Origin of the sequence: Candidatus Pelagibacter sp. HIMB1695 (genome assembly GCF_052047655.1) — a bacterium.
In the GTDB taxonomy this organism is placed as follows: Bacteria; Pseudomonadota; Alphaproteobacteria; order Pelagibacterales; family Pelagibacteraceae; genus Pelagibacter.
Genome location: NZ_JBNAJT010000001.1, coordinates 858,194 through 884,121 on the forward strand (window position 1 = coordinate 858,194; position 25,928 = coordinate 884,121).

Below are 25,928 nucleotides of genomic sequence, written 5' to 3' on the forward strand. Positions count from 1 at the left end.
AATTAATTTAAAAGATTAAACATGAGTTATTTAGTTTTAGTAAGACATGGTCAAAGTGTTTGGAATTTAGAAAAAAAATTCACAGGATGGGTAGATATTGATTTGACAGAAAATGGCAAATCTGAAGCAAAAAAAGCAGGTGAATTAATTAATATAAACAACCTAACAATAGATCTTTATTTCTCATCTGTTCAATTAAGAGCCAAAAATACATTAAAAATAATTCAAGGAGAATTAAAGGACAATAAAGTTCCTAGAGAGGCATGGGAATTAAACGAAAGACATTATGGTGCACTTACCGGTCTTAACAAAGACGAAATGAAGGTAAAATTGGGGGAAGATAAGGTACATCAGTTTAGAAGGTCTTGGGATTTAAGACCTGATCCTCTAGATAAACAAAATCCATATCATCCATGTAATATAGAAATTTATAAAAATATTCCTGAAGATAAAATACCTAGTACAGAGTCTCTAAAAGACACTTATGAAAGAGTAATAGATTTTTACAAAAAGAAAATTGAAATCATAAATGATAAAAATATTTTAATATCTGCACATGGAAATTCAATTAGAGCTCTTTGTAAGTACTTATTTAATTTGGATAATGATGTAATTTCAAAATTAGAAATACCAACAGGCAATCCTTTACTTATTGAAGTAAATGGAGATAAAAAAGTTTTAAGTGCTAAATATTTAGACTCTGACAGAGCTAAAGATCTTTTAGTTTTTTGAAGATTTCCAAATTAGTTAAATGATAAAAATTTTGTTTGCTTTCATATCCATGTAAATCTTTGGTATCAATCAATTTGTTCCAAATGTTAGAAATTGAAAACTTTTCATTCGTTTCATTTTTAAACAATTCTTTACTTAATATCTGACAGCCGATGTAAATATAATTTTTATCTAATTCCTTAGTAATAAGATTATTTTCTAAATTGAAATCACCCTTTAAATTTTTATCAAAACTTAAATTTTTGTTTACCAATAAAAGAATATTTTTTAATTTTTCACTAAAATAGAACTCTTCCATTTTATTAATTTCACCAAAATACTCTTTTGTCCAAATAGTATCAGGATTAAAAACTATAAAATCATCTTCATTAGAATGCTTAATCAAATTTAATATACCACCCCCAGTATCTAGAATTTCTTTTCCATCTTCTATAATTTCAATATCAATATCAAAATTTTTATCTTTAAAAAATTTTGGAAAATGATCTCTTAAATAAAATGAATTTATTAAAATTTTCTTGATTCCCAAACTTTTAATCAATTGGATGCATTTTTCTAACATTGTTACATTATGTAACTCTAACAATGGTTTGGGTGTATCTAATGTTATTGGGTTTAATCTTTTTCCATATCCCGCACATAATATTAACGCTGTATTTATTTTCATAATTTAATTGATAAACTCTGGAAAATTATTTTTTAATAATAATTTTAAATCCTTAAAAATCTTATTCTGTTTTAATCTGTAATCTATCATTTCCCATGCATAAGGGATTAATTGAATATATTTTTTTTTATTTTCTCTATAAGCAAGCCTTGTGAAAATACCAATGATTTTTAAATTTCTTAGAACTGACAGTATTTCAAAGTCTTGTTTAAATTTAATTAAGTTAATTTTTTTATTGGTTTTTATATAATAATCAAAAATCTTTTTTTTTAATCTGTTATTAGTTTTGAATCTAACATCATCTATCAATGATGCTAAATCATAAGCTTTATTTCCAATAAGAGCGTCTTGATTGTCAATTAAACCAATTTGATTTTTAAAATACATTAAATTTGAAACATGAAAATCCCTATGTACAAAAGTAACGTTTTTATTATTAAGTTTAGATAATAATTTCTTTATCTCGTTTTTAAATTTTTTTTTGAATAAAGATTTATTTTTATTTAATTTTTTTTCAACATACCAGTCACTAAATAGTTTTGCTTCATTATATAAAATTTTATTTTTATATAATTCAAGTTTGTAATTTTGATTTAAAAAATTTTTTATCTTTTTAGTTTTTATACTTTGTAATTTATTAAGTATATTAATAATTTTTTTAAAAAATAAATATTTCTTATTTTTTTTATCTTTTAAAACTTTAAACAGTGAGATGTCTCCAAAATCTTCAATTTCAATAAAATTTTTTTCATATTTATGACTAATTAGATTAGGTGCTAAAATTTTATGTTTCCTTAAAATTTGATTAACTGAATCATAAGCTAACAAATGTTTATTTTTTTCTTTTTTTGCATAAACAAAAATTGAATTACGTTTTTTGCTTCTGTAAAATGTTCGTATTGATGCATCTCCTTTAATTTTTTGTAAATCTTTTGAATTTTTCATTCTAGTATATTTTTAATCAATGCCTGCGATTTCAACACTTCTATTATTTAGCTCATTTTCGTAGTTAAATCTTAATTCAATAACTTTTTCCTGAATGTCTTTAACTAACTCTGGCCACTCAACAAAAGTAATTAAATTATTATCTTTTTCAAATATGTTTAGATCATTAGTGTCTCTTTTATTTTTAATCCTAAATAAATCGTAATGTTTTATCTTCTTGGGACCTACTTGATATTCATTTAATAAATTAAATGTTGGACTTGAAACTTCTGTAATTGGAAAATCTGAACTTTTTTGAAATTCATTAATCAAATATTTTATAAATGTAGTTTTGCCCACACCCATTTCACCGTATAAAAATATAATTTCTCCACCTTGCAAAAAATTTTTAAAACTTTCTGCTAAAACTTTTGTTGTTTCTTCTGAACTTATATCGATCTTGCTATTTTTAATAGCGATAGGCATCTGGTTTGAATGGGCCTTCTGTTCCAACACTTATGTAATCTGCTTGTTCTTTTGATAATTTTGTTAATTTAGCACCAACTTTTTTCAAATGTAATGTTGCTACTTTCTCATCTAAGTGCTTGGGTAAAACATAAACTTTATTTTCATAATTTTTATAGTTATGCCAAAGTTCTATTTGAGCAATTACTTGATTGGTAAAAGATGCGCTCATTACGAAACTTGGGTGTCCAGTTGCACAACCTAAATTAACTAATCTTCCCTCAGCTAAAAGAATGATTCTTTTTCCACTCGGTAATTCGATTTCGTGTACTTGGGGTTTAACTTCTGTCCATTTATAATTTTTCAATGCTTCAACTTGAATTTCATTATCAAAGTGTCCAATATTACATAAGATTGCTCTATCCTTCATATCTCTCATGTGATCAGCAGTAACAATATCTTTATTTCCAGTTGCTGTAACAACTATGTCTGCTCTACTAATAGCTTCTTCCATTAAAACTACTTCATAACCTTCCATAGCTGCCTGAAGTGCACATATAGGATCTGCTTCTGTAACAAGAACTCTAGCACCACTTTGTCTTAAAGATGCAGCACTTCCTTTTCCCACGTCGCCAAAACCAGCAACTATTGCAATTTTACCCGACATCATAACATCAGTAGCTCTTCTGATACCGTCAACTAAACTTTCTCTACATCCATATAGGTTATCAAATTTAGATTTAGTTACAGAGTCATTAACGTTTATTGCAGGAACTAATAGAGAATTGTCTTTCTCCATTTTATTTAACGCTTTAATTCCAGTTGTAGTCTCCTCTGAAACACCTTTTATATCTTTCATTAAATCTTTGTATTCATTGTGCATGATGGCAGTTAAATCTCCCCCATCATCTAATAACATGTTGGGTTTCCAATCAGGTTTTCCAACTATTGTTTGTTTAATACACCATAAGTACTCTTCTTCTGTTTCACCCTTCCAGGCATAAACAGGAATTCCAGCTTTTGCTATTGCTGCTGCTGCATGGTCTTGTGTAGAAAATATATTACAAGATGACCATCTTACTTCTGCTCCAAGATCTACCAATGTCTCAATTAGGACTGCTGTTTGAATAGTCATATGAAGACATCCAATAATTCTAGCACCTTTTAAAGGTTTTTCTTTTGAATACTCTTCTCTTAATGCCATTAAACCTGGCATTTCGCTTTCTGCGATAGAAATTTCTTTTCTTCCAAATTCAGCTTGGGAAATATCTTTTACTTTAAAATCATCCATAGCGAGCTTTATACAGTTAAGTTCTATTTTATCAACTAAAGATTATAAACTAGGAAATTGTATTTCTATCAATGCTCCTTGCTTATCTAGCCTATTAGATGCCTCAATTTTTCCATCATGAAGATCAACTAAATTTTTTACAATATTTAAACCTAATCCTGAATGCTCACCAAAATTTTCTGGTCTATTACTGTAAAAACGGTTAAAAATTTTTGAAGTATCTTTCTCTTTAAATCCTTGTCCTTCATCTAAAATTTTAACTATAACTTTTTTTTCTAATCCATTTGAGACATACACAATTACCTCACCTCCATCCTCACTAAATGAAATAGAATTATCCAATAAATTAGCAACGATTTGTTCAATCCTATTTTCTATTCCATTAATTAGATACTCTGACTTTCCATCATTTTTGTAGTTTATACTTATATTTTTCTTGAATTTATAAATGTTGTTATAATCATCAACAACAGATTGGATAATTGGTTGTATATCTAATTTTTTCATTTGCTCTTTACTAAGAGCAACTTCATCTTTCAACATTTGTGAATAATCTGTAATTAATCTTTCAATTCTTTGCACGTCATGAGTAAGAATATCTAAAAGCTTAGTTCTTTGATTTATATCTTTTGTATCTTTTAAAATTTCTGATGCACTTTTTAAAGATGCTAGTGGATTTCTTATTTCATGAACTAAATCTGTTGAGAAATTTTCTGCATGAGAAATTCGTTTTTGCAATTCATTGGTCATATCCTCCATTGAATTTGATAATAATCCTAATTCATCATTTCTATTCTTCAAATTTTCAATTCCTGTTTTGCCAGGGTTTTTTTCTTTTACTTTGATTGTGTACCCAACTAGGTTTTGAATTGGTTTAATAAAATATCTGCTAAGTACAAAAGAAAAAATTAAAATTACAAAACCAACTGATATAGCTGTTCTAATTACAAATGCTCTTCTCTCATCTATAGCTGTCTTAATCTCATTGGCGTTCTCTGAGATAACTATAAAACCTAAATTATTTTCATCACTTTTTACATTTTTAACTGTTGTAACTTTAAATTGATTTAAATTATCTTCTGTAAAAGTATAATAATTTCCATAGTTATCTGAATTATTATACCTTTCTAACAAATCTTTAAATGAACCCTTTGTTTCATTATTTTGAGAAGAATTATTTTCTTTACTTTTGTCTTCATTGACTTCTTCACTCAAACTTTCAAATTCAATTTTATCTAATCGTGTTGAAAAAGATCGTGGATCAAGATCTAAAGTATCAGTATCGCCAATTAATTTTAATTTATTGTCAAAGAAAATGACTCTGTCTAAATTTTGAAAAATAAATCTTGTAGAAAATAAAAATTTTCTAATATCATTTTCCTGAAATTTTATATTCAATCTTTTAATATTATCAGTAGTATTATTAATAATATTAATATGATCTTCAGATTTTTTTTTTAATAAACTTGGTTCAATATTAGTAAGATAAATAAGTGTAAATAAACCAATAATTGTAAATATTACAAAGTTTATAAATAGAAATTTTTTAAGAATAGAAAGTGTCTTTAAGTATTTACTAAACATCAGCTAACATTCCATCTATATCCACTACCATATCTAGTTTCAATAGCTGAAAAATCAGGATCTACTTTTTTGAATTTTTTTCTTATTCTTTTGACGTGACTATCAATAGTTCTGTCTTCAATATCTGTATCTTCTCTGTAAGCAATGTCCATTAGTTGAGCTCTTTCTTTGATGATCCCAGGCCTTTTTGCCAATTCTTTGACAATCAAAAATTCAGTAGTTGTTAATTTATCTGGCAATTGTTTGCCATTCCACTCACACTCAAGCTGAGATGGATCAAGTTTTAATCTACCATGTGATATTAAGCTTTTATTTTCCTCTAATGAATTATTTGAGTCTTTTTTTCTTAGTTGAACTCTTATTCTTTCAATTAAAACTTTAATTGAAAATCCACCAGATTTTTTAACAAAATCATCTGCACCTAATTTTAATCCAAGTAACTCATCAATTTCATCATCCTTGGATGTTAAAAATATTACTGGCAGAGAAGTTTTTTTTCTTAATTTTTTAAGTAATTCTTCGCCGTCCATTTTTGGCATTTTAATATCAATGACTGCTAAATCAGGTGGCATTCTAGTAAGACCAATTAATGCACTCTCTCCATCAATATAAGTCTGAACTTTGAAACCCTCTTTTTCTAAAGCAATACTCAGACTGGTTAATATATTTCTATCATCGTCAATTAGAGCTATAGTTTGTTTTTGCATTTTTATTTTAAATATAAAAATATTAAATTGTTCTAAATTAGGCAATTGAATATAGTTAATGAAGCATTCCCCAATTATCACCAACATTTACATCAACTGTTAAAGGGGTAGAAAACGAATGATAATCACTTTGAGTAACACCGGTCATCTCATTCTGTATTAACTTGACCATTGCCTTTTCCTCTTTTTTTGGGACTTCAAAAATAAGCTCATCGTGTATTTGAAGAAGTATTTTTGATTTCAAATGTTTTTCTTCATTTAATTTTTTGTCTAATCTGATCATTGCTAATCTCATAACTTCAGATGCTGACCCTTGAATTGGAGCATTAATTGCTGCTCTCTCTTGAAAATTTCTAACATTAAAATTTTTGTCATTTATTCCGTTAAAATGAGATCTTCTTCCAAATATATTGTTCACATAGCCACTTTTTCTACAAAACTTAATAGTGCTATCCATATAAACTTTAATTTCAGGAAATTTAGCAAAATAGGCATTAAGAAATTCTTCTGCTTCATAATTAGAAACATTTATTTGTTTGGCTAAACCATACTGAGAAATTCCGTAAATTATTCCAAAGTTTATTGCCTTGGCTTTTCTTCGGTGGTCTTGATTTACCTTTTTGATATCAATGTTAAATATTTGGCTAGCAGTTAATGAGTGAATATCCTCGTTATTTTTAAAAGCTTTTTTAAGCTCTTTAACATCTGCAAGATCTGCTAAAATTCTCATCTCAATTTGATTGTAATCTGCGGATATTAATAGATGATCTTTTTTAGCCTTAAACGCTTTTCTTATATCTTTTCCATCTTCAGATTTAATTGGAATATTTTGCAAATTTGGATCACTTGAAGCTAATCTGCCTGTTGTTGTTGCTGCCAATAAAAAAGATGTGTGAACCCTTTTTGTATTTGGATTAATATGCTCTGGCAAAGCGTCAGAGTAAGTATTTTTTAATTTTGAAACCTGTCTCCAATCTAATACTAATTTTGGAAATTTATGACCTTTGAAGGCTAAATCTTCTAAAACACTTGCACTTGTTGCAAAACTTCCCTTTTTTGTTTTTTTTGTCCCTGCAATCTTAAGATCATTATAAATAATTTCTCCTAATTGTTTAGGTGAAGCAATGTTAAATTCTTTCTTTGAAATCTTGAAAACTTCTTTTTCAATTTTTTTAATTTTCTTATCAAATTTAGAAGAAAGAGAATTTAAAAATTTACTATCTACTTCAACACCTTCGATTTCCATAAATGCAAGTATTTTAATTAGTGGTTTTTCAAAAATCTCATAGATATTAAATAATTTTTCAGATTTTAAACTTTTGATAAATTTTTTATATAACCTGAAGGTAACGTCTGCATCTTCTGCTGCGTAATTTTTTGCTGTTTCTAATTCTACTTCACTAAAATTTATTTCTTTTTTGCCAGTACCAACAATTTCTTTAAATGAAATTGTTTTATGTCCAAGATGGATATCCGAAAGGGTGTCCATATTATGTCTGTTCTTTCCAGCATCCAAAACATAGGACATAAGCATGGTATCTTCCATTGATGAAAGTGAAATGCCGAGTTTATAAAAAACTATAAAATCAAATTTAATATTTTGACCAATTTTTTTAACACTTGGATCCTCTAATAAATTTTTTAATTTATTGATAACACTATCTTTATTTAAAGAATCCTGAGATTTATGACCAACTGGGATATAACAAGCTTTTCCAATTTTTGAACAAAGTGAAATTCCAACTAAATCAGCCTGATGAGGGTCTAACGAACTTGTCTCTGTATCGACAGCAACTTCCCCCGCTTCCTCTGCTTCTTCTATCCACTCATCAATTTCATCAATATCTGTAATTAAATGATAGTCTTTATTATTTATTGGTTTTTGTTTTTCAGTAGATTTTAAATTATTTTCAGATCCAGATAACTTTGGTTCACCATAAGCTGAAATTGCAGAACTTAATAATCTATTAAATTCCATTTCTCTTAAAAATTTATACAGTTTATCTTTATCAACCTCTTTGAGTTTAAATTCTGTTAAGTTTTTATTTACTGGAGACTTGTTGTCTAGAGTCACAAGTTTTTTACTAATTAAAGCTTTATCTTTATTCTCTATTAAAGTTTCTCTTCTTTTGTTCTGTTTAATCTCATGGGCAGAGTCTAATAATTTTTCTAGAGTGCCATACTTATTAATTAATTCTGCGGCTGTTTTCACTCCTATTCCTGGAACACCAGGTACGTTGTCACTACTATCGCCTGCTAAAGATTGAACATCTATAACTTTTGAAGCATCAACACCAAACTTTTTAATCACATCGTCCTCTGTGATAAATTTATTTTTCATGGGATCAAAAATTCGAACGCCTTTTCTATAAAGCTGCATTAAATCTTTGTCAGATGAAACGATTGTAACTTTAGCTCCTTTTTTAAGAATTTGATCAACATATGTGGCTATTAGATCGTCAGCTTCATAGTTTGGTAAATCCACAGAAGGTAAATTAAATGCTAAAACTGATTTTCTAATATATTCAAATTGAGGTGCCAAATCATCAGGGGCTTCAGATCGATTTGCTTTATAATCACTATAAATTTCATTTCTAAAGGTCTTTCTGGCTGAGTCAAAAATTACTGCAAAATGAGTTGGTTTTTGTAAATTTTGATCAGATTTTGAATCCTCTAATAATTTAAACAACATGCTACAAAATCCACTAACAGCACCTGTAGGTAGCCCATCACTTTTTCTAGTTAATGGTGGTAAGGCATAATAAGCTCTAAAAATATAACCAGAGCCATCAATTAAATAAAAATGATCTGTTTTTTGTATTTTATTCATGAGGATTAACAAATATTACATTGCTAACAATTTCTGTATATAAAAAAATAAAATTAAATCTTAAGGCTAATATAGCTAGATTATTTTTTATATTTTGAGTATTATTTTAATATGGAACTTACAAAAAACTTAACACAAACAAAAATCATAAAATCTCTATTAGCAGTAATTCTAGGTTCAATTGCTTTAACTATTTCTGCAAAAATTAAGATTCCATTTTATCCAGTTCCAATGACAATGCAGACATTTATTGTGTTATTCTTAGGTGTAAGCTTAGGTTATAAAATTGGTTTAGCTTCTGTAGGTTTGTATTTGTTAGAGGGTATTGCAGGATTACCAGTATTTTCAAACTCCCCAGAAAAAGGAGTTGGTATAGTCTATTTTACTGGTCCAACGATGGGATATTTAATTGGTTTTTTAACTGCTTGTTATTTAGCATCAAAAATTAATACAAAAGATAGTTTAATAAATATTTTAACTAAATTAGTTATTGCAACCTCTACGATTTATATCTTGGGTTTAATATGGCTAGGTACTTTGATTGGTTGGGATAAACCAATATTCTCACTAGGTGCAAAACCTTTTTTATTAGCAGAATTATTTAAAATTATTATTTTAGCTTTAGTTACTAAACAAATAATTAAAATTAGAAATATTATCTAGGAGATCTTTTAGATAGAATTCTTTGAAGAGTTCTTCTATGCATCTTCAATCTTCGAGCTGTTTCGGAAACATTCCTATTACATAATTCAAATACTCTATGTATATGTTCCCATTTAACTCTATCAGCTGACATTGGATTTTCTGGTGGTGCTGCTTTTTTAGCTGGATCTGCCAACAATGCTTTTTCTACATCTTCTGCATCTGCTGGTTTTGCTAAGTAATCAATTGCACCTTCTTTAATTGCTGCAACTGCTGTGGGAATATTTCCATAACCAGTTAGCATTATAATTCGGCTATCATTATTTGAAGATTGAATTTCCTTAACAACCTCAAGACCATTACCGTCTCCAAGTCTTAAGTCTACGACTGCAAAACCTGGTTTTTTACTTTTAACAGACTCAATACCTTTTTTTACACTCTCAGCTTGAAAAACTTCAAAGCCCTTTTTTTCCATTGCTCTTGCAAGTCTTTCTCTAAAAGGATTATCGTCATCTGCAATTAGAAGGGATTTATTTTCAAAATCACTTAAATTTTGTAATTTGGCTTCGTTTTTCATGATCCACATATGGGATCTAAATCTAATATTACAATACATGAAAAATACGCATATCAGGCTTGAATTATTTACTTTACATTGCCTACGTTTACTTTATATGCCTCAAATTATTAAAGTTTTATTAAAAACTTTTTTTTATTAAATTTTTTTTTGGAGGCATATGAAATGCAAAAATTTAAGTCAGTTGAAGAACTTATAAATCAGCTGAAACCTGAAAAGCCTGTTTATTGTATTAGGAAGAAATCCATAGAATCTTCGGTTAAATTTTTCTTAGATAAATTCCCTGGAAAAATATTATATGCAGTCAAAACAAACCCACATCCTGAAGTTATTCAAACTATTTTAAATAATGGTGTAAACCAATTTGATGTTGCCTCGATAGAGGAAATTAAGGCCATAAGAAAAATAACTCAAAATGCAAAATGTTCTTACATGCATACAGTAAAAAGTAGAGAAAGTATAAAAGAGGCCTATTTTAATTATGGTGTAAAAAGTTTCTCATTAGATACAAAAGAAGAGTTAATTAAAATTATTGAAAGCACAAATAATGCAAAAGATTTAGAATTATTTGTAAGAGTTGCTGTTTCAAATGAGCATGCTGAAATTGATTTATCTAAAAAATTTGGAGCACTAACATCTGAAGCTGTGGGATTGCTAAGATTAGTAAAACAATATGCAAAAAAAATTGGATTAAGTTTCCATGTTGGATCACAGTGTATGCACCCAATTTCATACGCCAAAGGTATAAATGAGATTGGGAATATAATTAAAAAAACAAAAATAATACCTGATACAATAAATGTTGGTGGTGGATTTCCAACAATTTATCCAGATTTAATTCCTCAATCATTAGATGAATACTTCAATGAAATTAAAAAAAGTTTATCTAATTTAAAATTAGAAAAGTTGCCAGAGATAATTTGTGAACCAGGAAGAGCATTGGTTGCAGAAAGTGGTTCAACAATTGTTAAAGTTAATTTAAGAAAAAAACAAAAACTTTATATAAACGATGGAACATATGGAACCTTATTTGATGCAGGGACACCTAACATAGTTTATCCATCTAAAATGATTAAAGAAAATTCAAATAAAATAATTTCAAAAAAAATGACTGCTTTTGATTTCTTTGGTCCTACTTGCGATAGCATGGATTATATGAAAGGACCTTTTGTATTACCAAATAATATTAAGGAAAATGATTACATAGAACTTGGTCAACTTGGAGCATATGGATTAACTTTTAGAACACAATTCAATGGTTACTATTCAGATGAAATTTATGAAGTTGAAGATAAACCAATAATGTCAATGTATGAAAAAGACGTTAACAGCGCTCATATGGTTGCTTAATGTCAGACCAAAAAAATCCAGGACATAATAGTAAAAGAGATTTATTAAAAAATCCTGTCGAACATATAGATATTACTTCATTTGACTCTAGAACAATTATTTCTTCAATGGAGAAAATGTCATTTGTATCTAGAGAAACTGCAAATGCAGCGAACATTTACAACGAAATGCTTAAAGATAAGGAATGTACAATTTTTCTTACTTTAGCAGGATCAACATCTGCAGCAGGATGTATGAATATTTATAAAGATCTTGTTAAATATAATATGGTTGATGCAATTGTAGCAACAGGGGCATCAATTGTAGATATGGATTTTTTTGAAGCTCTTGGATTTAAACATTATCAGGGATCTCAATTTCAAGATGATACTGAATTAAGAGACAACTATATTGATAGAATTTACGACACATATATCGACGAAGAAGAGCTTCAAATGTGTGATAAAATTATTTGCGAAATAGCAGACACTTTAGAACCAAGAAGTTATACTTCAAGAGAGTTTATTTCAGAAATGGGAAAATATTTAAAAAAAAATTCAAAAAAGAAAGATTCTTTAATTGAAACAGCATACGATAATAATGTTCCAATTTTTTGTCCAGCTTTCACAGATTCAAGCGCAGGTTTTGGTCTTGTAATGCACCAAGAAAAAAATCCAAAAAAACATATGACTATAGACTCTGTTAGAGAGTTTAGAGAACTAACTGAAATTAAAATCAAATCAAAAGGTTCTGGTTTATTTATGATTGGTGGAGGAGTTCCTAAAAATTTTATTCAAGACACTGTTATTTGTGCTGAGCTTCTTGGTAAAAATGTAGATATGCATAAGTATGCTGTACAAATTACAGTTGCTGATAGCAGAGATGGTGCATGTAGTAGTTCTACTTTAAAAGAAGCAAGTTCTTGGGGTAAAGTGGATATCACTAAAGAACAAATGGTATTTGCTGAAGCAACAAGTGTATTGCCATTAATAGCTAGCGATGCTTATCATAAAGGTGAGTGGAAAAATAGAGAACGAAAAAACTTCTCAAAATTATTTATATAAAATTGAAATATTTATCAAACAAACATGGTTTCTTGGGAATTGATAATACATTCAACTTCAAAGAAAAAGTAGTAGTGGTTCCATTTGGACTTGAAAAAACTGTTAGTTATGGCGGTGGAACAAAAAATGGACCAAAAGAAATTATCAAAGCTTCTCACCAAGTTGAACTTTATGATGAGGAACTAAATTGTGAACCTTACAAAAAAATAGGTATCAAAACATTAAAACCATTTAAAATTGATAAAAATATCAAAGTGGCATTAAATAAAATTTCTAAAATCAATGGGGAAATTTTAGATAAAAAACTATTTCCAATGACTTTTGGTGGTGAACATTCAATTACACCAGGGTGCATTGTTCCTTTTACAAAGAAATATAAAAATATTTGTCTTTTACATTTTGATGCACATGCAGATTTACGTGAAAGTTATAATGGTGAAAAATTTTCACATGCATCTGCAATAAGAAGATGTTTAGATTATAAAAATGTGTCTTTAATCTCTTTTGGAATTAGAAATATATCAGAAAGTGAGATTCCTTTTTTGAAAAAAAATTCAAATAGAATAGATATCTTCTGGGCAAAAGATAAAAAAAAATGGAATTTAAATAAATTTAAAAAATTAATAAAAAATAAGACTGTTTACTTAACGTTTGATGTAGACGGATTAGATTCAAGTATTATGCCTGCTACCGGAACACCTGAACCAGGTGGATTGTTGTGGGACGAGACATTAGAGATAATTAGAATTGCCGCAAAAAATTCAAATATAGTTGGAGCTGACATTAATGAACTTTCTCCAATTAAAGGATTTAACTCCTATAATTTTCTTGTTGCTAAATTAGCTTATAAAATTTTATCTTATAGATTTTTATATTAGACTTTAATTGGCTTAAATATTTTTAATAACATTCTAAATGGTATTAACATTATTAATGCTACTAGTATTTTAACACCCAAATCACCCAAAGATAAAGTAACCCAAGGAACTCCTGTTCCATAAAATGCTATTGAGAAAAATAAAAAAGTATCAATAGTTGAACCAATTAATGATGAAGTTAGAGGTGCAACAAACCACTGTTTTTTTCTTAAACGATCAAATATTTGAATATCAAGCAATTGTGCTGTAAGAAAAGCCACTCCTGATCCAACTGCAATTCTAATAGATATTAAATCTTCAAAGTTTGTTGAAAAAAATAAAGTAAAAATAATTCCTATAAAAAAACCAAAATAAACTATTTTTCTCGCAATTATCTTTCCATAAGATCTATTTGCTAAATCGGTTATCAAAAAAGCTACTGGATAACTAAAAGCTCCATAAGTAAGAATTTCATTTAATCCATAATAATTGATTGGAAATTGAACAAGATAGTTTGATGATAAAACAACCAAACCCATCATTAGAGATAGGCTGATAAAATATTTATTCATTAAGCAGATCTAGCTACTGGCTTTTTTTGATATGGTGATTTTAATAAAATAACTTTTTTAAGTTTTTTTAATCTTGGTGATATATTTTTATTTTTTACAGTTTTTAAGAATTCGTCAAAACTTCCCTTTTTATCAACTGATCTTACTCCTGAATTGCTAACTGTTAATTTCAAACTTCTTCCAGCAAGCTCACTTGTAAATTTCACTTTTTTTAAATTAGGTAAAAATCTTCTTTTAGTCTTATTGTTAGCATGACTAACATTATGACCCTTCATAGGAATTTTACCAGTTAGTTCGCATTTTTTTGTCATAATTTCATTGCCTATATAAGGGGAGATATTGAAGGCGTCAAGTTTATTAAAATTAAGAAAGAGTTTTATTTCCAACAATTTCTGAAATATTTTTCACTCCATCTCTAAGAAGTAATTCTTTTAGCTCTTTTTTAATGTTTGCTGCAATGTTGGGTCCCTGAAATACCATCCCTGTATATAACTGAATATAATCTGCCCCTGACAAAAATTTATCATGTGCAGACTTTCCTGAGTCTATACCTCCTACCCCAATTATTTTAATTCTACCATTTAGCATTTTAAAGAATTGTTTAATAAGTAAATTTGATTTTTGTTCAATTGGCTTTCCCGACAAGCCTCCTCTTTGATGACGTTGAATATTCTTTAAATCATCTCTAGTACTTTCTGATGTATTTGAAATAATTATTGCAGATATATCATTTTCTAAAAGAATCTCTGATATTAACTCTATTTGCTTTAAATCAATGTCTGGAGAAATTTTAACTACGATTGGAATGTTAGTTTTCAATTCATTTTTCTTGTCTTTAATTGATTTTAATAATTCTTTTAATTTATTTTCATCATGAAAGTTTCTTAAATTTTCAGTATTAGGAGAAGAAATATTTATTGTAATATAATCAGCAACTTCATGAAATTTTTCTAATCCAATTAAATAATCATTCAATCTATTATCAGAGTCTTTATTTGGTCCAACATTTACTCCGAGTATTCCATTTTTTTTATTTGATTTTATCCTATTTAAAATAGTCTCAGATCCTTGATTGTTGAATCCCAATCTATTAATTAGCGCTTGATCTTCAACTAATCTAAATACTCTTGGCTTTTCATTGCCATATTGTTTTAAAGGAGTAATAGTTCCAACTTCAACAAAACCAAATCCCAGTTTAAACAAAGGATTGTAAACTTCTGCATTTTTATCAAAACCGGCTGCTATACCTATTGGATTATTTAAATCTTTGCCAAATATTTGTGTTTTAAAAATTGGATCATTTTTATTTTCATCAAATACATTTGATACTAGATTAAATTTTAAAGATTGAATTGCTAGAGTATGGGCTTTTTCTGGATCTAATTTGAAAATTAAAGATCTTAAATTTGAATACATTATTTGAGTTTACTCATTATAAGGTCTTTTGTTTCATTAACACCAAAAAAACTTATAAAAAATCCCATTCTTGGTCCATTTTCATCACCAAAAACTACCTCATAAATAAGTTTAAACCAATCTCTTAAATTTTCAGCATAACCATTTTCTTTTCCAGTAGAATAAATCAAAGTTTGAATTTCTTCTGGTGGCATCTGATCATTGCATTTTTCTAGAGTTGAAATTAAAGCCACAAGAGCTTTTTTTTCATCTTCAGAAGGTGTTTTGTATTTTTTTTGAGACTTAATTACATCATTAAAATATTTAATTGCGTAACCAACTAATCCATCAAAAATAGGAAAATTAGTTTCCTGAATATTGGGTTTGTATTTTTTTACAAATTTCCATAATAAATCTTTACTATCTGCATTACTTGTTTCGACTAAATTCAATAACATTGAAAAACTCATAATCATGTCTTCTTTTGGAATGCTTCCATTGTGGACATGCCACACTGGGTTCATTACTAATTGCTGCTCATTCTGCTTTTTAGATTTTTCAATGTTATCTAAATATTCATCTACTGCTTTTGGAACTATTTCTTTATAAAGTTTTTTAGCTCTTTTTGGATTTTGATACATATAAAGAGATAAACTTTCTGGTGAAGCATACTTCAACCATTGATCAATAGTTATTCCATTACCTTTAGATTTTGAAATTTTCTCACCCTTTTCATCTAGAAAAAGTTCATATGCAAATCCTGATGGATTCTTTTTACCCAATAAATTAATGATTTTTGTAGATAAAATTGCACTTTCAATCAAATCCTTGCCATACATTTCAAAATCAATGTCTAAAGCAAACCATCTCATTGCCCAATCTACTTTCCACTGTAATTTACAATTACCACCTAAAATACTACTCTCTAATTTTTTACCTTTATTATCGAATATTATTTTAGAATTAGATTGATCAATTTCTATAACAGGTATCTCTAAAACATGACCTGTGTCAGGACATACAGGTAAAAAAGGACTGTATGTTTTTTGTCTTTCTTTCCCAAGTGTTGGTAAAATAATATTCATTATTCCTTCATAATTTTCTAAAATGATTTTCAAAGTAGGATTAAAAAACCCTGCCTTGTACAAAGATGTAGAACTTTTAAAATTATATTTAAAATTAAAACTGTTTAAAAAATCCTTCAACATTTCATTATTGTGTTCTCCAAAACTATTAAATTTTTGAAAAGGATCAGGCACTTGTGTTAAAGGTTTATGAAGATTTTGTTGCAACAATTCTTGGTTAGGAACATTATCTGGAACTTTTCTCAAGCCGTCCATGTCATCTGAAAATGTAATAATTTCTGTTGGTAAATCTGTGAGTTGATTAAGTGCATTAACCATCATTGAAGTTCGTGCAACTTCTCCGAAAGTTCCTATATGAGGTAATCCACTTGGACCATATCCAGTTTGGAGAGTAATCTTACCTTTTTTTTCAATAAAAGCTTTTCTTTCACGAAGCATTTTTTTAGCTTCAACAAAAGGCCAAGCACTTGTCTTTTCTAGGACATCTTTTTTAATCATGAATTGCTCTTTTTAACCTTAAACTAGTGATTATATTAATTCTTATAGAGTTGAAATTTATTTACCATAAAATATTGTTCTTTCAAAATGTCTAATTACAAAACTGTTTTTTTTACGCTTGGAATTCTGCAAATAATATTGGGTGTATCAATGTTCATCCCAATTATAGTACAATTCTTTTACTCAGAGATAGACTCATCTTTCTTTGGCTCATCTATTGTAACCATAATCTTTGGAACTTTATTTTTTTTGTCAAATTTAGATCACGATAAAAAACTTAATTTACAACAAGCTTTCTTATTAACTGCACTATCTTGGATTAGTATTGCAGTATTTGGATCTTTACCGTTTGTATTCTCTAGTATTGAACTTTCAATTACAGACTCTTTTTTTGAAAGTATGTCAGGAATTACTACAACTGGATCTACAATAATCTCAGATTTAGAGAACGCACCAAAGGGTCTTCTTTTATGGAGAGCTATTTTGCAATGGTTAGGTGGAATTGGAATAATTGTAATGGCGATTACTTTAATGCCTATAATGAATGTTGGAGGTATGCAATTATTTAAAATTTCAAGCAATGACTCTTCAGAAAAAATACTCCCCAAGTCAAAAGAAATAGCACTTAGATTAATTTATATTTACTCAGGATTAACTGGCCTTTGTGCAATCACTTATTGGATATTTGGTATGGGTAAATTTGACAGCTTAACCCACTCAATGACTACAATTGCTACTGGGGGCTTTTCTAACTACAACGAGTCAATTGGATACTTTAATAGTTTGCCAATTGAAATTTCATCAATGTTTTTTATTATATTAGGAAGTATTCCTTTTATTGCTTACATTAAATTTATTAGTGGAAACAAAAAAATTTTTTTAAATGATATTCAAATCAAAACTTTTTTAAAAATTATAATATTAACTGTTATAATTTTATCTATTTACTTATTATTTTCTAACCAAGAAAACTTTAGTTTAAGATCAATATTTTTTAATACCATATCAATCCTGAGTGGTACTGGTTACGTAAACGCAGAATTTGATAGATGGGGTAGTTTTCCTATAACTCTGTTTCTTGCACTGATGTTTATAGGTGGATGTGCAGGATCTACAGCTTGTGGTGTAAAAATATTTAGAATTCAAATTCTTTATCTATTTATTCTAAACCAATTAAAAAAAATAATTTATCCTAAAGGAGTATTTGTAATTAAGTATGATCAAAGTGCAGTTGATGAAAAGTTTATAGCTTCAATTATTTCATTTATTTATTTTTATATCGTAATATTTTTTATTCTTACTGCATTGTTATCATTAACTGGTTTAGATTTTATTACAGCTATTTCAGGCGCCGCTACATCTATTTCAAATGTTGGGCCTGGTCTTGGTCCAATAATTGGCCCTAATGGAGATTTTTCTTCATTACCAGACCTTTCTAAATGGATTTTAACAGTAGGTATGATTTTGGGTAGACTTGAGCTATTTGCAATATTAGTATTATTTTTACCATCATTTTGGAAAAATTAATTGTGTCTGAAATAAAAAAAACATCATGGTTGGAATCTATTTCAGTTTACAAAGATATCCGGATGCTAAGAATTTTATTACTTGGTGCAATCAGCGGATTTCCATGGGTCTTGATCGCAAGTAGTTTAAGTCTTTGGTTAAAAGAAGAAGGATTAAGTAGATCAACTATTGGATGGGCAGGACTTATTTTTGGAGTTTATGCTTTTAATTATCTTTGGGCACCAATTATAGATAGAATTCAAATTCCTTTCCTAACTAAAAAATTAGGTCACAGAAGAGGATGGATTGTTTTAATGCAATTAGTAATTCTATTAAGTTTACTAGTTTGGAGTATCATAAATCCTACAGAAAATTTAGCGTTGATAATTACAGTTGGATTGATCATCGCTATAGCATCAGCAACTCAAGACATAACGGTAGATGCATTAAGAATTGAACAAATTAATGAAAATGAGGGAAAATCAATGGCAGCAGGTGCTGCAATGGCTGTAGTTGGTTGGTGGACAGGTTACAAATTAGGTGGTGTGGTTGCTTTATTTACTGCAGAGTTCTTTGAAAATATTGGTATCCAAGATTACTGGCAAGCAACTTTTTTAATATTAGGTGTTCTAATTATTTTAATGAATATTGCTCTGATGTTTGTTCATGAACCAGTAGAAACTGACAGACAATCAAAGCAAAAGGAAACTGATAAACTAATTAAAGGTAAACTAGGATCTAACAATATTATTACAACTTTTGTTGCCTATATAACTGGAACAATTGGTGGACCCATTATTAGCTTCTTTAAAAAAAATGGTTTTGCCATAGCTGCAGGAATTTTAGGGTTTGTCTTTTTGTTTAAAATTGGAGAAGCATTCATGGGTAGAATGTCGATTGTATTTTATAAAGAAATAGGCTTTTCAAAAGGACAAATAGCAATCTATTCAAAAGGATTGGGTTGGATCACAACTGTCGTATTTACTTTAATTGGTGGCGTAATGGCCATGAGAGCTGGAACTATAAAAACTATGTTCTTTGCAGGAGGTTTAATGGCGGTTACAAATTTGTTATTTGCTGTCTTAGCATGGACTGGTAAATCTGAACTATTATTTGCAATAGCAGTTATTGCTGACGATATTACTGCAGCTTTTGCAACTGTTGCATTTGTAGCATTTATATCTTTACTGGTTGATCGAACATATACAGCAACACAATACGCTTTACTTGCATCTATAGGGACTGCTGGGAGGACAACTTTAGCATCATCATCAGGAGCTTTGGTAGATTGGTTGAACGGAGATTGGGGAACATTTTTTGTCCTAACAACTATTATGGTTTTTCCTTCACTAATATGTCTATGGATGATAAAAAATAAAATTAAAATTGGTGCAAAATAAATTTTATTTTACAGGTAGTTTTTCTAATATCTATAAGAAATCCTCTAAATTTTCAGAAGTAACTTCACAAATATTGTATGGAGAGAAATTTAAAATTTTATCTAAAACTAAAAATTGGATAAAAATAAAATCTAGTTTTGATAATTATACTGGGTACATTCAAAATAAAAATTATTTAAAAGAATTTAAAGCTAATTATAAGGTAAGTAGTTTAAAAGCAAATATCTATAAAAAACCAAATTTAAAAACTAATATTTTTCTATCTCTTGGATCAAAGTTATCAGTTAAAGAAACTAATAAAAATTTTGCCAGAATTGATAAAAATAAGTGGATTAAAAAAAAAGATATTAAAAAAATAAATTATAAAGAAAAAAACTTCATTAAAATCTTTAAAAAATTTTTGAACATAAAATATACCTGGGGTGGAAAAAGTTATAGAGGAATAGATTGCTCAGCCTTATTGCAAATATTTTACTTTTATAATAATAAGTTTTTTCCTAGAGATACCAAAGATCAAATTAAATATTTAAAAGGAAACATAAAAAAAAATTATCAAAAGGGAGATATCATTTTTTGGAAAGGACATGTCGCAATGTGTTTAAATTCCAAGCAATTGATACACGCTTATGGCCCTGAAAAAAAAGTATTGATCATGCCTATAATTAAGACAATTAGAAGAATTGAAAATACAGCAAAACTTAAAGTTAAAAAAATAGCTAAAATTAAAATTTAGCTTCTTCCAAAATCTGGCTTATTAATATCTTGTTTGAGTTTAATTATTTTTGATCTGACTTTTTTAGTTTGAATAAGCTTGTTTATAATAGATTTATTATCTTTTGAATTAATATCAGATTTAAATGATTTCAAATTTTTAATAAATAAATCAATAGCATTTGAAATATTTTTATTGTTATTGAAAAAAATATCTCGCCACATAATCTCATTAGAAGCTGCTATTCTTGAAAAATCTCTTAGTCCTCCTGCGCTATATTTGATTAAATCATAGCTTTGTTTTTTCTCAAAATCTTGAGCTGACTTAACTAAATTATATGCAATTAAGTGAGGCAAATGACTAGTTATTGAAAAAATTTTGTCATGTTTTTCTGGTGACATGATTGTTACTTTTGATCCAATCTTCTCCCAAAATTTTTTCAGAAAATTTAAATTTTTTTTAATTGTATTTTTTTCTTTAATTAAAATACACCATCTGCCCTCGAACATGTTGCTCTTTCCGTGCTGTGGTCCACTTACTTCAGAACCAGCAATTGGGTGACTGGAAGTCCATGCAATTCCTTTTTTTAAAAATTTTTTTATTATTTTTGATGATTCAATTTTTGAAGAACCAACATCAGTAATTAATGTGTTAGGAGAAATATAATTATTTATTTTCATAATAATATTTTTGTATTCACTCATAGGTGTACAAAAAATAATAAAATTAGATTTTGTTACAGCTTCTTTTAATGAACTAACTACTTTTCCAGGTAATTTAAGATTTTTAATTCTTGATATATTCTTTTTTGACTTTTCATAAATATATACCTTATCTGCTAATTTATTTTTGTGTATAGATCTTAAAACTGAAGATCCAAGTAAACCACAACCTATGATTAAAATATTTTTCATTTAATTAAAAATCTTTCTCACTGCATTCATGAATATTAAATTTTCTCTAGATGACCCAATAGTTAATCTCAATTTGTTTTTAATATGATAACCATCTTCAGTAGATCTTAATATAATTCCTTTATTTTTTAATTTTTGGTAAAGAAAATTTGCTGAATATTTACAGTCATCAAAATTTAATAGTAAAAAATTTGCTGATACAGCGTTTGAAAAAATATTATATTTTTCGAGAAATTTTTTTAGTCTATTTGCATAATTTAAATTATGTCGAATGGACTTTTGAATGAATTGCTTATCCTTCAAAGACTCTGCGGCCGCAACTTGGGCCAAACCATTTACATTAAAAGGTGGTTTAATAACATTTAACGCTCTAATTATTTGTTTCGATCCATATCCCCAACCAATTCTTAATGAGGCCAAACCAAACATTTTAGAAAATGTTCTCAATATAAATACATTATCTTTATTTTTAAATAATTCTAAACCAGAGCTGTAATCATCATTTTTCATATATTCCGAGTACGCATCATCAATTACTAATAAAATATTTCTATTCAATTTTCTTCTAAGTTCTAATGTCTCTTTTTTAGTTAAATATGTTCCTGTTGGATTGTTTGGATTTGCAATAAAAACTATTTTGGTTTTCTTAGATACTTTTTTCAATATTTCTTCAATTGAAACTTTAAAATTATTTTCTTTTGCAAATACAACTTTTGCGCCAACAATTTTTGCATAAATCCTGTACATTAAAAAACTATATTGAGGAACAATCACTTCATCCTTTGGATGTAGATATAATTGACATAACATTTGAATTACCTCGTCAGAACCTGCTCCGCATATTATTTTATCGAAATTGCATTTATACGCTTTAGATATTGCCATTTTAAGATTGGTAGACTTTCCATCTGGATATTTATCTAATACTAAATTTTTTTGAGATATTGCTTTTTTTGCTAACGGGCTCATCCCTAAAGCAGACTCATTAGCTGACAATTTAATGACCTTTTTAATTTTGTTAATTTTAGATTTGCCAGGCTTATAAGCTTCTATGTTAAATTTTTTAAATTTAGGTGTGCTCATTTTTTTTATTTTTATGAGCTCTTTATAGATAAAAAAACAAATATTTATAGAGAATATGATCTTATTTTAAAAAATTGACATAAATTACAAGTTCTTGTACAAAATTTGTGCGCTGATTTAACTGAATTGCGAGCGCTTAAAAAAAACCGCTAAAATAGTTTTTTTTCTCACAATTCATCCAGAGGCTTTAAAATGAATACAGAAAAAAATATTAAGACATTAATTATAAAAAAACCTCTTAAATTAGATTGCGGTAAAACTATAAACAATTTTCCAATTGCATTCGAAACTTATGGGTCTTTAAATGAGAATAAGGACAATGCTATATTAGTATTTCATGCACTAACTGGAGATCAATTTGTAACTGGTTTAAATCCTGTTACTAAAAAAGATGGTTGGTGGAGTTTTGCTGTAGGCCCAGACAAAGCAATAGATACCAATAAATATTTTGTTATTTGTTCAAATGTAATTGGTGGATGTATGGGATCTTATGGACCAAGCCATAAAGATCCTGAAACACAGAAAACTTTTGGAACCGATTTTCCAGTTATTACAATTAATGACATGGTGAATGCACAATATAATTTACTTGAACACTTTGGAATTAATAAACTATTTGCTATTACCGGAGGTTCTATGGGGGGTATGCAGGTTCTTCAATTTATCACCAACTTTCCTGATAAAGCTAAAACGGTTATACCCATTGCTACAACTTCAAGTCATTCGGCACAGAATATTGCTTTCAATGAACTAGGAAGACAGGCAATCACTGCTGACAGCAATTGGAAAGATGGAAATTATGAAGCTAATAACACAAACCCAGGTAAAGGGCTTGCTGTTGCAAGAATGGCAGCTCATATAACTTATCTCTCTAAAAAAGGTTTGCAGGAAAAGTTTGGAAGAAAATTGCAAGAAAGAGAAGATTTGAAATTCGGTTTTGATGCGGATTTTCAAATTGAGAGTTATTTGAGATACCAAGGATCTGTATTTGTAGATAGATTTGATGCAAACAGCTACCTCTACATAACTAGGGCCATGGATTATTTTGATTTAGTTAAACAATTTAATGGAAATCTATCTGATGCATTTAAAAATACAAAAGCTAAATTTTTTGTCATTTCTTTTACTTCTGATTGGCTTTATCCAACCCAAGAAAATAAAGATATTGTTATAGCTTTAAATTCTATTGGAGCAGATGTTGGTTTTGTAGAAATTGTATCTGATAAAGGTCACGACTCTTTTTTATTAGATGTTCCTGATTTTTTAAACGCACTAAAAAATTTCTTAGACAAATCTTATACAGAGTTAAACAATGAAAAATGAATTTAAAGTAATATCAGATTTAATTGAAGATAATAAAAAAGTTCTAGATGTAGGTTGTGCAGATGGAACTTTGATGCAATTTTTAAAAGAACATAAAAATATAAATGTAAGAGGGCTAGAAATTTCTAAGGAAAAAGTACAAGAATGTATTGCAAAAGGATTAACTGTAATAGAAGGTAACGCAGAGAAAGACTTAAAACAATTTCCTGATAAATCGTTTGACTATGTAGTATTGAGTCAAACACTCCAAGCATTTTTAAGCCCTGAAATTGTTTTAGATGAACTTTTAAGAGTTGGAAAAAAAGCAATTGTAACGATACCAAATTTTGGTAATTGGCAAGTTAGATTGCATCTATTATTTAAGGGCACAATGCCAATAACAAAATCTTTACCAGAACAATGGCACAGTACACCTAATTTACATATGTGCACAATTAAAGATTTTGTAAATTTTATAAAATTTAAAGAAATTAAAATGATAAAAACTTTAGCTTTAAATAGTAACAACACTTCAAATATAACAAATAGTAATTTAGGAACTAAAAATTTATTTGCTGATCTTGGAATATTTTTAATAGAAAAATAAATGAAAGTTGAAATTATACCGTGCCTACAAGATAATTATAGTTATTTAATTATTGATAATGAAAAACAGGAAGCATGTGTTGTTGATCCAAGTGAAGCTAAACCAATAATCAATTACTTAAACGATAAAAATATTAAATTAAAATATATCTTAAATACTCATCATCATTATGATCATGTTGGGGGTAATACTGAATTAAAAAAAAAATTTGGATCTGTTGTTTTAGGATTTAATGGAGATGCAAAAAGGATACCAGAGATTGATATATTGCTAAAAGATAATGAAATTTGGAATAGCGGAAATTTTAAAGCTAAAATTATTCATATCCCTGGACACACAACAGGACATATTTGTTTTTATTTTTTTGAAGAAAACTTACTATTCACCGGAGATACTCTCTTCTCACTTGGATGTGGTAGAATTTTTGAGGGTACATATGAACAAATGTATAACTCTTTAAGTAAATTAAAATCTTTACCTAAAGAAACAAAAATCTATTGTGGCCATGAATATACTTTAAATAATTCAAAATTCTGCTTGAAACATGATTCTGAAAACTCTTCTTTGTTAAAAAAAATAGAATTTATAAAACAACAAAGAAATAATAATTTACCTACTATTCCATCAACCTTACAAGATGAAATTGATTGTAATATTTTTTTAAGAGCTAATGACCTAAAATCCTTTTCAAAATTAAGGGATTTAAAGGATAATTTCTAACTAATTCAGCTTGACTATAGGCTTCCGGTAACTATATTGCGGTTACTTAAATTTAATATTCATACTATGTCATACGCAGTAATAAAAACAGGTGGTAAGCAGTACAAAGTTAAATCTGGTGAGATATTAAAAATTGAAAAATTACCAGATTCAAAGCCTGAGACTAAGATAGAATTTAATGAAATCCTAGCATATGGGGATGATAAAAATATTGAGGTTGGAACTCCTAATGTTGAAGGTGCTAAGGTAGAGGCAGATTTAATTAAAAATAGTAAAAATAGAACAATTCTAATTTTCAAAAAAAGAAGAAGACAAAATTCAAGAAGAAAAAATGGACACAGACAACAATTTTCTTTGATAAGAATTAACAAAATTTTTTCAAAAGATGGTAAAGTATTATCTGAAGCTGAAAAAATTAAACCAGCTCCCAAAAAAGAAGAAGTTAAGGAAGCTGCAAGTAAATAG

At 28.1% G+C, this 25,928-nt stretch carries 26 protein-coding genes; 12 read left to right on the plus strand and 14 right to left on the minus strand.

Going from position 1 to position 25,928, the window contains the following annotated elements:
- Window positions 1-21: 21 nt before the first annotated feature.
- Complete coding sequence (locus tag ACTTAX_RS04690) at window positions 22-732, plus strand: 2,3-bisphosphoglycerate-dependent phosphoglycerate mutase (RefSeq protein WP_440693257.1); 711 nt, start codon at window positions 22-24, stop codon at window positions 730-732.
- Here ACTTAX_RS04690 and ACTTAX_RS04695 read toward each other — a convergent pair.
- The 7 genes from ACTTAX_RS04695 to polA are packed head-to-tail and all read right to left on the minus strand — an operon-like array spanning window position 710 to window position 9,200.
- Window positions 710-1,399, minus strand: a complete 690-nt coding sequence (locus ACTTAX_RS04695; RefSeq protein WP_440693259.1) for a sugar phosphate nucleotidyltransferase — start codon at window positions 1,397-1,399, stop codon at window positions 710-712. The genes ACTTAX_RS04690 and ACTTAX_RS04695 overlap by 23 nt on opposite strands.
- 3 nt (window positions 1,400-1,402) lie before the next feature.
- Window positions 1,403-2,344 (minus strand): phosphotransferase, encoded by a 942-nt coding sequence (locus tag ACTTAX_RS04700; RefSeq protein ID WP_440693260.1) that lies wholly within the window; start codon window positions 2,342-2,344, stop codon window positions 1,403-1,405.
- A gap of 12 nt (window positions 2,345-2,356) precedes the next feature.
- Window positions 2,357-2,809, minus strand: a complete 453-nt coding sequence (gene tsaE, locus ACTTAX_RS04705) for a tRNA (adenosine(37)-N6)-threonylcarbamoyltransferase complex ATPase subunit type 1 TsaE (RefSeq protein WP_440693262.1) — start codon at window positions 2,807-2,809, stop codon at window positions 2,357-2,359.
- On the minus strand, window positions 2,793-4,079 hold the full coding sequence (gene ahcY / locus ACTTAX_RS04710) for an adenosylhomocysteinase (protein ID WP_440693263.1): 1,287 nt from the start codon (window positions 4,077-4,079) through the stop codon (window positions 2,793-2,795). Before ahcY ends, tsaE begins: the two co-directional genes overlap by 17 nt.
- Window positions 4,080-4,121: 42 nt before the next feature.
- Window positions 4,122-5,663 carry a sensor histidine kinase gene (locus ACTTAX_RS04715; protein WP_440693264.1) on the minus strand — a complete coding sequence of 514 codons (1,542 nt, stop codon included), beginning with the start codon at window positions 5,661-5,663 and terminating at the stop codon, window positions 4,122-4,124.
- Window positions 5,663-6,370 (minus strand): response regulator transcription factor, encoded by a 708-nt coding sequence (locus ACTTAX_RS04720; protein ID WP_440677645.1) that lies wholly within the window; start codon window positions 6,368-6,370, stop codon window positions 5,663-5,665. The genes ACTTAX_RS04715 and ACTTAX_RS04720 overlap by 1 nt, the downstream gene beginning before the upstream one ends.
- A gap of 55 nt (window positions 6,371-6,425) precedes the next feature.
- A complete protein-coding gene (gene polA, locus ACTTAX_RS04725) occupies window positions 6,426-9,200 on the minus strand; it encodes a DNA polymerase I (protein WP_440693266.1) in 2,775 nt (924 codons plus the stop codon).
- A 111-nt stretch (window positions 9,201-9,311) separates the two neighbouring features.
- On the opposite strand from polA, the gene ACTTAX_RS04730 reads away from it, so the two are divergent.
- Complete coding sequence (locus ACTTAX_RS04730) at window positions 9,312-9,863, plus strand: biotin transporter BioY (RefSeq protein WP_440693268.1); 552 nt, start codon at window positions 9,312-9,314, stop codon at window positions 9,861-9,863.
- On the opposite strand, the gene ACTTAX_RS04735 is transcribed toward ACTTAX_RS04730, so the two are convergent.
- The gene (locus ACTTAX_RS04735) at window positions 9,856-10,419 is read right to left on the minus strand and encodes an ActR/PrrA/RegA family redox response regulator transcription factor (RefSeq protein ID WP_075506503.1); all 564 of its coding nucleotides are present in this window, start codon (window positions 10,417-10,419) and stop codon (window positions 9,856-9,858) included. The two genes, ACTTAX_RS04730 and ACTTAX_RS04735, sit on opposite strands and share 8 nt — an antisense overlap.
- Window positions 10,420-10,584: 165 nt before the next feature.
- On the opposite strand from ACTTAX_RS04735, the gene ACTTAX_RS04740 reads away from it, so the two are divergent.
- Genes ACTTAX_RS04740 through speB form a run of 3 tightly spaced genes read left to right on the plus strand, consistent with a single transcriptional unit; the run spans window position 10,585 to window position 13,690 of the window.
- Window positions 10,585-11,769: a type III PLP-dependent enzyme gene (locus tag ACTTAX_RS04740; RefSeq protein ID WP_440693270.1), complete on the plus strand. Its 1,185-nt coding sequence runs from the start codon at window positions 10,585-10,587 to the stop codon at window positions 11,767-11,769.
- A complete protein-coding gene (locus ACTTAX_RS04745; RefSeq protein ID WP_440693272.1) occupies window positions 11,769-12,812 on the plus strand; it encodes a 1,9-bis(guanidino)-5-aza-nonane synthase in 1,044 nt (347 codons plus the stop codon). The genes ACTTAX_RS04740 and ACTTAX_RS04745 overlap by 1 nt, the downstream gene beginning before the upstream one ends.
- A gap of 2 nt (window positions 12,813-12,814) precedes the next feature.
- On the plus strand, window positions 12,815-13,690 hold the full coding sequence (speB, locus tag ACTTAX_RS04750) for an agmatinase (RefSeq protein ID WP_440693274.1): 876 nt from the start codon (window positions 12,815-12,817) through the stop codon (window positions 13,688-13,690).
- Here speB and ACTTAX_RS04755 read toward each other — a convergent pair.
- The 4 genes from ACTTAX_RS04755 to ACTTAX_RS04770 are packed head-to-tail and all read right to left on the minus strand — an operon-like array spanning window position 13,687 to window position 17,219.
- Entirely contained in the window at window positions 13,687-14,241 is a 555-nt protein-coding gene (locus tag ACTTAX_RS04755; RefSeq protein ID WP_440693276.1) for a queuosine precursor transporter, read from the minus strand. The genes speB and ACTTAX_RS04755 overlap by 4 nt on opposite strands.
- The gene (gene rpmB / locus ACTTAX_RS04760) at window positions 14,241-14,552 is read right to left on the minus strand and encodes a 50S ribosomal protein L28 (protein ID WP_440693278.1); all 312 of its coding nucleotides are present in this window, start codon (window positions 14,550-14,552) and stop codon (window positions 14,241-14,243) included. Before rpmB ends, ACTTAX_RS04755 begins: the two co-directional genes overlap by 1 nt.
- Window positions 14,553-14,604: 52 nt before the next feature.
- Window positions 14,605-15,657, minus strand: coding sequence for a quinone-dependent dihydroorotate dehydrogenase (locus tag ACTTAX_RS04765; RefSeq protein ID WP_440693280.1), 1,053 nt, complete (start codon window positions 15,655-15,657; stop codon window positions 14,605-14,607).
- Entirely contained in the window at window positions 15,657-17,219 is a 1,563-nt protein-coding gene (locus ACTTAX_RS04770) for a lysine--tRNA ligase (protein ID WP_440693282.1), read from the minus strand. Before ACTTAX_RS04770 ends, ACTTAX_RS04765 begins: the two co-directional genes overlap by 1 nt.
- Before the next feature lie 87 nt (window positions 17,220-17,306).
- On the opposite strand from ACTTAX_RS04770, the gene ACTTAX_RS04775 reads away from it, so the two are divergent.
- From ACTTAX_RS04775 to ACTTAX_RS04785, 3 genes are read left to right on the plus strand one after another with little or no spacing between them, the layout of a single operon-like run.
- Window positions 17,307-18,746, plus strand: coding sequence for a TrkH family potassium uptake protein (locus ACTTAX_RS04775; RefSeq protein WP_440693284.1), 1,440 nt, complete (start codon window positions 17,307-17,309; stop codon window positions 18,744-18,746).
- 2 nt (window positions 18,747-18,748) lie between these two features.
- Window positions 18,749-20,125, plus strand: coding sequence for an AmpG family muropeptide MFS transporter (locus ACTTAX_RS04780; protein WP_440693286.1), 1,377 nt, complete (start codon window positions 18,749-18,751; stop codon window positions 20,123-20,125).
- On the plus strand, window positions 20,115-20,858 hold the full coding sequence (locus tag ACTTAX_RS04785; protein ID WP_440693288.1) for a C40 family peptidase: 744 nt from the start codon (window positions 20,115-20,117) through the stop codon (window positions 20,856-20,858). The genes ACTTAX_RS04780 and ACTTAX_RS04785 overlap by 11 nt, the downstream gene beginning before the upstream one ends.
- On the opposite strand, the gene ACTTAX_RS04790 is transcribed toward ACTTAX_RS04785, so the two are convergent.
- Window positions 20,855-21,751, minus strand: coding sequence for a prephenate dehydrogenase (locus ACTTAX_RS04790; RefSeq protein ID WP_440693290.1), 897 nt, complete (start codon window positions 21,749-21,751; stop codon window positions 20,855-20,857). The two genes, ACTTAX_RS04785 and ACTTAX_RS04790, sit on opposite strands and share 4 nt — an antisense overlap.
- The gene (gene hisC / locus ACTTAX_RS04795; RefSeq protein WP_440619040.1) at window positions 21,752-22,834 is read right to left on the minus strand and encodes a histidinol-phosphate transaminase; all 1,083 of its coding nucleotides are present in this window, start codon (window positions 22,832-22,834) and stop codon (window positions 21,752-21,754) included. It abuts the gene before it with no gap.
- A 192-nt stretch (window positions 22,835-23,026) separates the two neighbouring features.
- Between hisC and metX the strand changes: the two genes are divergently transcribed.
- The 4 genes from metX (at window position 23,027) to rplU (ending at window position 25,928) form a co-directional block, all read left to right on the plus strand.
- The gene (metX, locus tag ACTTAX_RS04800; RefSeq protein WP_440693292.1) at window positions 23,027-24,157 is read left to right on the plus strand and encodes a homoserine O-acetyltransferase MetX; all 1,131 of its coding nucleotides are present in this window, start codon (window positions 23,027-23,029) and stop codon (window positions 24,155-24,157) included.
- Window positions 24,147-24,743, plus strand: a complete 597-nt coding sequence (gene metW, locus ACTTAX_RS04805; RefSeq protein ID WP_262589873.1) for a methionine biosynthesis protein MetW — start codon at window positions 24,147-24,149, stop codon at window positions 24,741-24,743. Before metX ends, metW begins: the two co-directional genes overlap by 11 nt.
- Window positions 24,744-25,463: a hydroxyacylglutathione hydrolase gene (gene gloB / locus ACTTAX_RS04810; protein ID WP_262589875.1), complete on the plus strand. Its 720-nt coding sequence runs from the start codon at window positions 24,744-24,746 to the stop codon at window positions 25,461-25,463. It abuts the gene before it with no gap.
- A 66-nt stretch (window positions 25,464-25,529) separates the two neighbouring features.
- Window positions 25,530-25,928, plus strand: coding sequence for a 50S ribosomal protein L21 (gene rplU, locus ACTTAX_RS04815; protein ID WP_440633072.1), 399 nt, complete (start codon window positions 25,530-25,532; stop codon window positions 25,926-25,928).